Source organism: Methanobrevibacter millerae, assembly GCF_900103415.1.
In the GTDB taxonomy this organism is placed as follows: Archaea; Methanobacteriota; Methanobacteria; order Methanobacteriales; family Methanobacteriaceae; genus Methanocatella; species Methanocatella millerae.
In genome coordinates, this window is sequence record NZ_FMXB01000034.1 from 1 (window position 1) to 10,631 (window position 10,631).

12 protein-coding genes are annotated in these 10,631 nt (G+C 31.0%); 3 read left to right on the forward strand and 9 right to left on the reverse strand.

Annotated elements, in window-relative coordinates:
* Window positions 1–652 precede the first annotated feature (652 nt).
* Both F3G70_RS12360 and F3G70_RS11670 read right to left on the reverse strand, forming a co-directional pair.
* Complete coding sequence (locus F3G70_RS12360; protein ID WP_223166093.1) at window positions 653–1,924, reverse strand: STAS domain-containing protein; 1,272 nt, start codon at window positions 1,922–1,924, stop codon at window positions 653–655.
* A gap of 48 nt (window positions 1,925–1,972) precedes the next feature.
* Window positions 1,973–2,866 carry a phosphatase PAP2 family protein gene (locus F3G70_RS11670; RefSeq protein ID WP_188118187.1) on the reverse strand — a complete coding sequence of 298 codons (894 nt, stop codon included), beginning with the start codon at window positions 2,864–2,866 and terminating at the stop codon, window positions 1,973–1,975.
* 745 nt (window positions 2,867–3,611) lie between these two features.
* Here F3G70_RS11670 and F3G70_RS11675 point away from each other — a divergent pair.
* The gene (locus F3G70_RS11675) at window positions 3,612–4,025 is read left to right on the forward strand and encodes a C-GCAxxG-C-C family protein (protein WP_149732880.1); all 414 of its coding nucleotides are present in this window, start codon (window positions 3,612–3,614) and stop codon (window positions 4,023–4,025) included.
* An 11-nt stretch (window positions 4,026–4,036) separates the two neighbouring features.
* Here F3G70_RS11675 and F3G70_RS11680 read toward each other — a convergent pair whose 3' ends face one another.
* The gene (locus F3G70_RS11680) at window positions 4,037–4,414 is read right to left on the reverse strand and encodes a putative zinc-binding protein (RefSeq protein WP_149732881.1); all 378 of its coding nucleotides are present in this window, start codon (window positions 4,412–4,414) and stop codon (window positions 4,037–4,039) included.
* A 636-nt stretch (window positions 4,415–5,050) separates the two neighbouring features.
* On the opposite strand from F3G70_RS11680, the gene F3G70_RS11685 reads away from it, so the two are divergent.
* Window positions 5,051–6,070, forward strand: a complete 1,020-nt coding sequence (locus tag F3G70_RS11685; RefSeq protein ID WP_149732882.1) for a Fic family protein — start codon at window positions 5,051–5,053, stop codon at window positions 6,068–6,070.
* A gap of 612 nt (window positions 6,071–6,682) precedes the next feature.
* Here F3G70_RS11685 and F3G70_RS11690 read toward each other — a convergent pair.
* The 3 genes from F3G70_RS11690 to F3G70_RS11700 form a co-directional block, all read right to left on the reverse strand.
* On the reverse strand, window positions 6,683–7,264 hold the full coding sequence (locus F3G70_RS11690) for a zeta toxin family protein (protein WP_149732883.1): 582 nt from the start codon (window positions 7,262–7,264) through the stop codon (window positions 6,683–6,685).
* A complete protein-coding gene (locus tag F3G70_RS11695; RefSeq protein ID WP_058738613.1) occupies window positions 7,251–7,445 on the reverse strand; it encodes a hypothetical protein in 195 nt (64 codons plus the stop codon). Before F3G70_RS11695 ends, F3G70_RS11690 begins: the two co-directional genes overlap by 14 nt.
* Window positions 7,446–7,607: 162 nt before the next feature.
* Window positions 7,608–8,111 carry a GNAT family N-acetyltransferase gene (locus F3G70_RS11700; RefSeq protein WP_149732884.1) on the reverse strand — a complete coding sequence of 168 codons (504 nt, stop codon included), beginning with the start codon at window positions 8,109–8,111 and terminating at the stop codon, window positions 7,608–7,610.
* Between the two features lie 190 nt (window positions 8,112–8,301).
* Between F3G70_RS11700 and F3G70_RS11705 the strand changes: the two genes are divergently transcribed.
* Window positions 8,302–8,931, forward strand: coding sequence for a DUF1847 domain-containing protein (locus tag F3G70_RS11705; protein WP_149732885.1), 630 nt, complete (start codon window positions 8,302–8,304; stop codon window positions 8,929–8,931).
* 49 nt (window positions 8,932–8,980) lie between these two features.
* On the opposite strand, the gene F3G70_RS11710 is transcribed toward F3G70_RS11705, so the two are convergent.
* The 3 genes from F3G70_RS11710 to F3G70_RS11720 are packed head-to-tail and all read right to left on the reverse strand — an operon-like array spanning window position 8,981 to window position 10,031.
* A complete protein-coding gene (locus F3G70_RS11710; RefSeq protein WP_149732886.1) occupies window positions 8,981–9,160 on the reverse strand; it encodes a 4Fe-4S binding protein in 180 nt (59 codons plus the stop codon).
* Window positions 9,161–9,197: 37 nt separating this feature from the next.
* The gene (locus F3G70_RS11715; RefSeq protein WP_149732887.1) at window positions 9,198–9,485 is read right to left on the reverse strand and encodes a DNA-binding protein; all 288 of its coding nucleotides are present in this window, start codon (window positions 9,483–9,485) and stop codon (window positions 9,198–9,200) included.
* A gap of 18 nt (window positions 9,486–9,503) precedes the next feature.
* Window positions 9,504–10,031 carry a DUF134 domain-containing protein gene (locus F3G70_RS11720; protein ID WP_149732888.1) on the reverse strand — a complete coding sequence of 176 codons (528 nt, stop codon included), beginning with the start codon at window positions 10,029–10,031 and terminating at the stop codon, window positions 9,504–9,506.
* Window positions 10,032–10,631: the final 600 nt, after the last annotated feature.

The following is a 10,631-nucleotide window of genomic DNA, read 5'->3' on the forward strand; positions in this document are numbered from 1 at the left end:
TTAATTAATCTAAAAAACACAGCATATTGAGCGAAGAATGTAAGAAAAAGCTCAATAATCCATCATAAAGATAGACTGTACGCCGTATCCAAAACAACAAGTTTTTCATAAAACTACAGAAAAATACAAAAAACCTGATGTTCAAAGTAATTTTTACCATTCAAATTAAATAAAAATTACGATTTCACATTCAAAAGACCACCAAAAACCTACACGAAAAACAACCATTTACTGGCTTAAAATCAAAAATAAAGACTATTTTGCTATGAAAATAAGAAAAATAAGAAAAACTATCAATAATCTAAATTATTGACAAAGTCCTTAAAAATCATATTTTTATATATAATGGATTTTAAAATATAATTAAATGATTTAAGAAGAAAATAAAAAAATAAAATAAAAAGTTATCTAAAGTTTATGGCATTGGAAAAACTATACAAACCATTAATACTCTCTGAAAATAAGCTAAAAAATTCAGTGAAAATAATTCTTTTTTAAAAATACATGCTATACTCAATTATACTATTTAACATTTAATATTAAGTAAATATACAATTAAATTAATATTAATGGTTATTAATCTCCATAACCCTAAAATTATATGAATTTCTGTTGCCCGTATACTATACAAAATATAATGTACTTTTTGCTCTTATAGTATTTCTATATCAGTATTTGATAAATCTCCAATAACAGTTTCATTACATGACTTCATTATAACCCCATCCTCACAGTCATTTTGCATAATAAGAAGAACACGCAGCCCTGCAGAGGACACATATTCTAGTTTAGAACAGTCAATAAACACACTGTTGAGAGTATTATCTTTCTTAATCTTCTCATAATTAGCAAGAAGCTCAGGTGCACTCAATGTATCAAGATTTCCAGACAAAACCAAATTAAGCCTGTCACCATCAATTGATGCATCCGCATTAAATGACTCTGCCCCGACATCAGAAATGTCAACATTAACTGATTCATCAACTGTAATCTTCCAGATACATATTCTCTTAAAACCTTCCCTAATCTGAGCTACAATCTTAGGATTTGCATTTTCTAAACTTTTAAACTCAGGCACATGGTCAGCATATGGAAGCCTCTCCAACTTAAATCCCTTGGATTTAATATAATTCATTGCATTCTTCATATTTTCCTGAACATCACCTCGGACGCTAATGGTTATTGTATTTTCTATAGCATTTACATCAGATTTGTCATCTATTCTATACTTAGACTGCCACATAATCTCCCGTGTTCGCTCCCCATAGAAGGATTTTACTATCAAAAGGTAGAGAAAAGGCATCTCAGGGTCAAGGGTAATCCAATATCCACCATGCTCTGCAAGAATCTTTTTAATATTGTCACACAGGACATCCATCTCGGAATCTGTAAGATACATCAGGAGTCCTTCTGTTGTTATACATACCTCCCCCTCAATCTTATCAAATGCAGACTTAAGCGATTGATAATTAGTTGCATCTACACCCTCGAAATTAACAAGTTTTTTCTGTTCTTCATCTAGAAGTGACATAATAGCCGGTTCAACTTCATTAATGGTTGCGGGAAGATCCATTCCAACAAATTTCTTGCCACTTTTTGCAAATTCAATGGCTCTAGGTGTGAAACCACATGGCAAGTCAACTTCAGTAAAACCTGATTCTTTAGCTATTTTTCCATTAGTAAAATATCTTACTTCCATAACCACACTGTTAATGAAAAGGTCATCTTCATCGGCCTTAACTGTTTTACTATCTTGTGTATCTTCCCGAGTAAGATTCAACTTTTGAACTACATCCTTGGCATCATCATGACCTGCAGCAGCCAATTGAAAAAGAGTCATTCTGGCAGTGTTAAATATAGGATTTGTTCTTTCCAATAATTCTTGTTCAATTTCTATTCCTTCAAAATTAATCATATTATTCATAATATCCCTATTATACACATATTCCACCAAATATCGATTTAAAACAAGTCATCCATCCCTATCAATCTTTTTAAAAGCTAAAGGATATATGGCAAGCATTATGAAAGTACATAGAGAATGCACAATACATTTAACCAGGTCGGTATTGCCTGCAAATTTCGGGATTAAGACAAAAAGCAATATAAACAATATGACTGCTCCAGCAATCCTGACTATTGCATCCCTTCTGCTTTTAGGATTTTCGAAGTTAACATATTTTTCCTCAACAAGAAAACCTAATGAAATTCCCAAAGCCAATGCTACATACTTAATATAACTTATTTCAGGACAGAACAATACACCAGCCAAAGACAAAGCGATAATAGTCAAATAGAGATATGCCCTATTTTCAATCTTGTCGTAAATACGAGACAATATCAATATTATCGCCAAAGCAATGATGAACCCCACAATAGTATCAGTCGGAAAGTGAACGCCTAATCCGACCCTTGAAAGAGCAACAATCAAAACTCCAACCAATCCAATAACTATATATTGAATATTCCTGACGTATATCGGAATTGCCAAAAACAGGTTGGTTGCCATCATCGTATGTCCGCTTGGAAGTGAATATCCCTGGATTTTAAAGTCAAGAGGATTTTGATCAGGTACATTGGCACGAATGCACTTGATTGTATCAACAGCAGCATATGGCCTTAAACGTGCAACGGTCACCTTGACAAATTCGCAGCACACACCAGCCACACCCAACGAAAGCAATGTGAATTTACCCCAATCCTTGTTGTATGCCAAATAGATTAAAATGAATAACAATGCAAGGACATTCTTAGTAATGACATCCGCTATAATTTCAAAAAATCCAAATACGAAACCTGGAAGGGAACTTTGCAGGAATATTATCAGAGAAACTTCCCACGGAAAATAAAAAACTGTTTCAAACATACTATTGAATATATTTGACATTTAATAAAAAGATTACTAACTGGAGAACTAATTAAAAAGGATTTTGCCCGTATACTATACAAAATATTTACTGCTTTTAGCTCTCAAATTATAATATTCAACTAAGAAGCATATATATTTTTATTACTTTTATTTGATTTTGAAAGATATAAGTTTTAACAGAACCAGAATATAGCTATGATGGTGTTTATTGCTTTTTACCGGAGCTAAATTTTTGATATGTAGGAAAAACTCGTTATTCATTGGGGAAGTGTTTTATGTGGCGCTTTCCCTTAAATATCTTAATCAAGTTTAAAAAACTTAACCCTCGAACCGACCGATAAATGGCCCGTTCTTAAATTTGACAAATCCATCTACTTCAAAACTAAAACCTGAATAGGGGGACAAGCCCCCGTTCCTCAAGCTTGACAAAACCATTATCGTTATGCAAATAGTATGGCCTTTCGCTTACGCTCGGACGGAACATAATGGAAAATATAATTAAACTAACTCATTGATTACAGATTTACGGAACCTATCAACAAGAGTCGTTTCCACACCTTAGTATTGCTCCCAATTCTATTCACCGCCCTCCCGCACACACCTCCATCTGGTCGGCACAGGGTCGGCTTGGATGAATTGGCTCGCTTATAACACAGGTATGGCAAGGTTGCTCTGGTCTGGAATATATTAAACTGGGTTGTCCATTAAAATTTATATACTTAACAAAAAGATATTTAATATCATGAATTATGTAGAAGAAGCAGTACAATTATTTGAAGATGGTTATGTGTGTTCACAAGCTGTCTTAGGGGTATTTTGTGAAGAGTTTGGACTTTCAAGAGAACAGGCATTTAAAATCAGCATGTCATTTGGGGGCGGTATGCGTAAAGGAGAAGTTTGTGGAGCTTGCACTGGTGCTATAATGGCATTAGGTTTGAGATATGGTGAAAATAAAAGTAAAAGCGATGAAATGTGTGTGAAATTCTTAGATAGTTTTGAAAAAGAAAATGGATCATATATTTGCCGAGATTTACTTGATTGTGACATTCGAACTGAAGAAGGGATTAAATATGCAATTGATAACAATCTCTTCAAAGAAATCTGTCCAAAAATGGTTGAATCTGCAGTAAAGATTGCCCAAGAATTAATTTTATAAAAAATAGAAAATTATTCAGTTACTATTTTATTTAATTCTTTTTTAATGATTTCGACACATTGTTCTGATTCGTTATCTAAACGGAAAGGGTCTTTAGCAGATACTTTTTCATCTTTTAATATTTCTTCAACGTTAATTGTTTTATAAATATCAATTCCACGATTTTCAAGTATTTTAGTGACACAATTTCCCTGACACCCGCAAATGGATATTATTGGAAATTTTTTAAGCATTTCATCATTAGTTCCTTCAATATCTGCTGATGTTGAACCCATACATATTGAAATCACATTTTCATTCTCTTTTTTACAATCTCCTGTTGCAACACGGGATACTAATCCATTTGGACTCATACCATTACATGGTGCTAAAGCATATTTCTTTGGCATGTAATTCACCTATTAATTTAATTAATTTTCATTGGTTAAATAAATATCTTAAATGGTTGTGTCAATATCGCTATTATCTACATAATAGTTAATGTCAATTTAAATCAGTAGTTGCTCACAAGATTTAATTTCCGGCATGGGCATTCACATTAACATCTCCGGTTGTTAATGTGGGTTCTGTTTCAATCTCTGCATATATATCACCGGGTAAAGGAATTCAAGTTCCAAATATTGAATCGTTAATGTTAATGTTAATATTACTTTTATTTATAAAGGTTTAAAATTAATAATAATACCTAAAAGTTTTTAAAACTATAAATATAGAGTTTAAAAATAAAATAAAACGTTTTAAATCTGTAAAAATTTTATTGCCCGTAAAACTTTATTAACAAAGGATAATCACAAGAATAATTATTTACTTACCAAATTCTCAAAGAAAATTAAGAAAAATTTTTTCATAAAATTGTAATCATCAACCTTAATCATCAACCATCATACATTTTTTATTATTAATCAAAATTGTTTTTATCATAAAATAAGCAATTTAAAGAATTTTAAAAAATTAATCATCAACCAAAAAATATGTTAATCATCAACCACATACATAGTAGTAATTAAGAAAAATAAGTTGATAATATGTTTGAACCTCAATTTACATATACCGATAAAATCGTGAATTATATTGCAGAAATCGCTTCAGCTAAAGAAGTTATCAGCAATGCAAAAATAATTCCCTTATATGATACCCAATTAAAACAGGAGGCTCTCATTAGATCTTCACATTATTCAACATCAATTGAGGGGAATCCTTTAAATTTAGATGAAGTAGAAACATTAATCAAAAACAATCAAGAACCAACTACTAAAGCAGAACAGGAAGTATTAAATTATTTCAATGTATTAAATCATTTAGATCAATATTCGGATGAAATTATTACTTGCGACACAATTTTATCAGTACATAAAGATTTGACTAAAGATTTATTGCGCAATCCTGAATATGAGGGCAAATTTAGAGATACTCGCGTATTTATTGGTAATCTACATACTCAGGAAATAAATTATATGCCTCCAGATGCTTATAAAGTACCAGGTTTAGTAGATAATTTATTAGATTGGCTAAACAATTCGGCAGATGAAATGTACCCAGTCATTATCGCTGGAATTCTTCATTATGAATTAGTACGTATCCACCCATTTGTTGATGGAAATGGACGTACCAGCAGACTTATGGCAACATTGATTTTATCAGTTCACAAATTTAATATCAATAACTACTTCACTTTAGACGAATATTACAATCAAGACAGACAGGCTTATGTTGATGCACTACACAGTGCCGATAAAAACCATGATTTAACAAATTGGCTGGAATATTTCTGTGGAGGAGTATTATACTCAATAAATAAAGTTAAATCAGAAGTGTTAAAATTAGCTGAAATCACATCAAAATATGACAATACCATTCAATTAACTCCAAATGAAATCTCTGTATTAACACTTCTCGAAGAAAAAGGTCATATTCAAAATAAAGATATCCAGGAGATGTTAAACATTACCCCTCAAGCCAGCTATAAGATTATTAAAAAATTAAAAGATAAGGAATTAATAGAAAGTAGGGGAAACGGCAGAAATACAAAATACCTATTAAAATAAAATCTTTAATAAAACATGAATCAACAACCTTAATCATCAACCATCATAAATTTTTTATTTTTAATTAAAACTGTTTAAATCACCAAATAAGTAATATGATGAATTTTAAAAAATTAATCATCAACCAAAAAATATATTAATCACCAACTAGCAAATATGTTAAATCAAATGTTATCTTATGAAACATTTTCATTTTAACCAAATATTATATTGTTAATGTCTATATTAGAGAAAAGAATATACTTTTTAAGAGATATTCAACAAGAATATATACCAAAAAAATACATTATCCCTCCCAAAAAAAAGACAAAATGGACTCAAAAATTATTACTGATAAAACTTTTTTTATAAAAATAAGAAATAATAACAATTAATTCAACAATTAAGTAAGTTATATTAATTTAAAAAAAGTAAAAATAAATATTAAAGTTTAATGAATCATATAAACTCCAAAAATCATTTTAAATTTTTGTTGCCCGTATATTATACAAAATATTTATTACTTTTAGCTCCTACAGTACAATATTAAATTATATCATATATAATCTAATTCATATTTAACAAAAAAAGTAATTTGAGAAAAAATTATAACTTAAAAACTTTCGTGAAGGATTAATTTTCATATTCATGAATTTCAGTTAGTTTTTCAATATCAGAATACTTCCAATATTTGTTCTCCCAGTGATAATACTCATCTTTTCTTTTCTTAAATATTCTGAATGGAACATTAGTGTTGTCATAAATATGAACAATATCACAAAGCTCGATTAATTTAGGAATCAAATCCAATGCTTTGAAGTATCTTGATTTGATTTTATCTTCAGGAACGCTATGCCCACCCATAGATTCACGGATGTTTACTCGAGTGACATTGATTCTATAATCAGACGTTAAAACATAAATGCATCTTAAAAAATATCCTTTTTCCTTAGCCTTTTGAAGCAATTTAAGATTCCTATCAGTAGAAAGTACAGTTTCAAATGTGAAATCTTCACATTTTTTCACCATTAACTCCCGAAGTTCTTCAGCTTTAACAGCCGCTTCCAAATCACTGCAGGAATTTGATTTTTTAATATCGTCGGCATTGATATAAACACCAATAGTCTTTGCCATACGGGTTATAGTGGTTTTGCCACTTCCATTCGGACCTGCAAAAACAATGACTTCAGGAAGTCTTTTCTTATTCTTTAACATACTCTCTTTTCCCATCAGGATATTCTATGTAAGGACAATCAAGTTCATCATCATAACCAGCAATAGGAAGTCCTTTAATTTTACAAATATCTTGATCTATTTTAATAGATGCTTTAAATCTTTCTGTAAGCTCTTCATCAGAAATTCCGCATGTTGAATCTAATTCGTTACTTTCTTGCAAATAAATCTCCTCCTATTCCTAATTTTATTATAAAATATAAACTTCATTAATAATAAATATTGTTGAAGTGTGACTTTGTGCAAAAACACATAATGTTTTGTTTGAATCTTTTAAATTGGAAACATTAGACCTTCCAATAGAGTTATAATTGAAAGTAATATCTTATTTCATTACCTTTTCAAATCTAAACATTTCCTCATCCCTCATTGGATGGTCTTTATCCCAATCAGGTTCAGGATTCTTTTCATTTAAAAATTCCACTATATGAAAACCTAATTTGTTTACGTAAAAATGGATATTTCTTTTATCAAAGTATGGTGTGCAGGTTTCCCATATTTTTGTATTTGGATATAAAGTTTCTATTTCTTCCCATATCTTTTGTCCGATGCCTTTGTTTTGACTGGATGTGCTTACGAATAAGAAATCCAAGTGGTTGTGTTGGGTTTTTTCATTTGTTTCAACAATCACTCCCCCTAAAATGGAATCATCATTTTTCATTACATATGCATTGCTGTTTTCTTTTTTCAAGCATTCATCAATGTCTTTTTCGGGCAAGATTAATTCTTCACATTTACCATAAACATTTTCATAGCCATATTGGAATGATTCTTGCAGCAACATTTTAAATTTAGACAGATCTTCATCTTGCAATTCAATTAGTTCCATAATAATTTATATGATGCACTACTTTCAAATAGTTTTCATTGAAATACCCGACAATAATAGTGATGTGGTAAAAAGAAGTTTCTGAGGCCAAATATTGATTCTCTAAATTATTTTAATTTTTTTCGCTAAAAATATTTATGAAAAATAAGAAAGTAATAAAATAAGAAAAAATTATCCCCGAGGAAATAAGATGAAAAACTATTCATGTGCCGATTGCAGAATTATAAACTGCAAACACCAAGACCTGCAATATCCTAAATTCTGCCCAACAAAAGAATTGACAAGTGATGAAATACAAGAAATTGAAAAACTGTACAATGAAGACAACAACAAGGAAATATCGCGAATATCCGCAGAAATAGAAGATGAATTCTACTGCAAATACACAAGAGTGGAAGAAATCATAGAATTTGCCAAAAGACTAAAAATGAATAAAATAGGACTAGCCGCATGTGTGGGACTAATGGAAGAGAGCAGAACTTTCGCAGAAATTCTGGCAAAACACGACTTTGAAGTTTATTCTGTAGCATGTAAAGTAGGGGCAATGAAAAAAACAGAGATAACCGGGCTTGATGAAGAAAAAACAGCCGTGACTGGAAATGTAATGTGCAACCCAATACTCCAGGCCAAAATACTGAACAAGGAAAAAACAGACCTTAACGTGATAATTGGATTATGTGTAGGACATGACAGCCTATTTTATAAATACTCAGATGCACTGTGCACAACACTTGTAACAAAAGACAAAGTGCTCGCACACAATCCCATAGGAGCATTATACCAAACAAACACATATTATAAAAAGCTAATGAATGATTAGTAAATGTTTAATTATTAAAAAATTGATAAAAAAAGAATTGATTTAAATTTCAATCAATTGTGATGCATTCGTTAGGACAAAGATCCACACAGGTTTCGCAGTAACTGCATTCATCCGGTTCATTGATGGTCAATTCACCCTCTTTAAGAATCAGGACTTCCATAGGGCAGACATCCGTGCAGTCTCCACAGTTATCACATTTGTTGGTGTCTATTTTAATGTCAGCCATTTTTAACCTCCAAAATAATGAAAAATGAGTATGTTTTTTAGCATACTCTATGTCCGCAACATTTTTCAGGGTCATGTGGGATATTTGAGTCATGATGGTCAGGGTATGGTTTTCCACAAGTTAACGGCCCTCTTCCACGTGCAGATCCGCAGCATCCTCCCATTCTTTTGTTGTGATTTAGTATTGAATCAATATCCAAATCTTTTACTTCACCAACATATTCAATGGTTGTGCTGTGACATTTTGGACACATTTCGTGTTCGCCATTCAAGGTTATCCAATTGAAACCGCATTCTTTACAGACATATTCTAAATTATCAGCCATTTAAATCATCTCCATCTTTTAAATATTGCATAATCCTCTTCCCTGAAGTGGTGAACCACATTCAGGGCATGTTTTGGTTCTGCATGGAACTCCCCTGATTTTTGGTTCTGTGTAACCGCAATTAGGGCAACTGCATGTGTCATTTGACATTTGTTTTCTTCTGTTATTTGCGTTTAATTTACGAATGTTTGTTGATTTGCAGTCAGGACATTCTTCATATTCCTTTTCTGGATTTGACCATTGAAACCCACAATCTTCGCACAAATATTTATTTGGATCAATCATCGTATCACCTTTGACAATAACTATTGGTCTGCCTTCAATTAGAGATGTAGCGAGCTTATTTCTTGCAGAATTTAGAATCCTGTGAAATGTTGATTGTGAAATCCCCATGAACTCAGCAGATTCCGTTTGCTTAATATCATGATAATCTTTAAATCTGATTGCTTCGAACTCATCCACAGACAGTTCGATGGGATTTAGATTTTTTTTCAACTCATGCCTATGACATGTAACCACTCTTCTCATTCTCTTAGGCCTTACCATAACTCTCCCCCAAAATGTGTCTTCAGGTATTATGAATATATATTCATAACTATTATATAAATATTACTCCTCACCCCATATAAAGTCAAATACTGAAAAAACTATACAAAATATAAATACCTGCTAAAAAAGACAAAATTAATTCCTTAAAAAAAGACTTATTTTTTAAAAATGTGAACATATTGCTCCTAATAAAATAATAAAATAAGTAATATTAAGTTAATAAAGAAAAAACTCAATATTAATCGTTAATAAGTCAAATAATGCTCAAATTATTTACAATGGATTTTGCCCGTATACTAACTCTCTTGAATCATTGCTAGATTACCCTTAGCTCCTCGAGTAACCCTCGAAACGGGCAGCCTATCCAATATTTAATAATTTTTAATCACAACAAGCTAAACACTTCTTTTCATAAAAAATCAAATTAAATATTGGTCAATAAATGATATGACAATAATAATTTTATAAAAAATGATATTTAAAAGTAATTATGAATATAATGAGCTTGCAGCGAAATGAAATTCCCATAGAAAACCATAGTACACAAACAAAACGCAAAAGGACTTCACTACTGGGATCGAAACGAGACCAGGTATA

Bases quoted from the DNA above. Each gene is read 5' to 3' on its own strand.
- F3G70_RS11670 (WP_188118187.1), bottom strand. From the start codon at position 2,866: ATGTTTGAAACAGTTTTTTATTTTCCGTGGGAAGTTTCTCTGATAATA.
- F3G70_RS11700 (WP_149732884.1), bottom strand. From the start codon at position 8,111: ATGGAACTAATTGAATTGCAAGATGAAGATCTGTCTAAATTTAAAATG.
- F3G70_RS11685 (WP_149732882.1), top strand. From the start codon at position 5,051: ATGTTTGAACCTCAATTTACATATACCGATAAAATCGTGAATTATATT.
- F3G70_RS11715 (WP_149732887.1), bottom strand. From the start codon at position 9,485: ATGGCTGATAATTTAGAATATGTCTGTAAAGAATGCGGTTTCAATTGG.
- F3G70_RS11675 (WP_149732880.1), top strand. From the start codon at position 3,612: ATGAATTATGTAGAAGAAGCAGTACAATTATTTGAAGATGGTTATGTG.
- F3G70_RS11690 (WP_149732883.1), bottom strand. From the start codon at position 7,264: ATGTTAAAGAATAAGAAAAGACTTCCTGAAGTCATTGTTTTTGCAGGT.
- F3G70_RS11710 (WP_149732886.1), bottom strand. From the start codon at position 9,160: ATGGCTGACATTAAAATAGACACCAACAAATGTGATAACTGTGGAGAC.
- F3G70_RS11680 (WP_149732881.1), bottom strand. From the start codon at position 4,414: ATGCCAAAGAAATATGCTTTAGCACCATGTAATGGTATGAGTCCAAAT.
- F3G70_RS11720 (WP_149732888.1), bottom strand. From the start codon at position 10,031: ATGGTAAGGCCTAAGAGAATGAGAAGAGTGGTTACATGTCATAGGCAT.
- F3G70_RS12360 (WP_223166093.1), bottom strand. From the start codon at position 1,924: ATGAATAATATGATTAATTTTGAAGGAATAGAAATTGAACAAGAATTA.
- F3G70_RS11705 (WP_149732885.1), top strand. From the start codon at position 8,302: ATGAAAAACTATTCATGTGCCGATTGCAGAATTATAAACTGCAAACAC.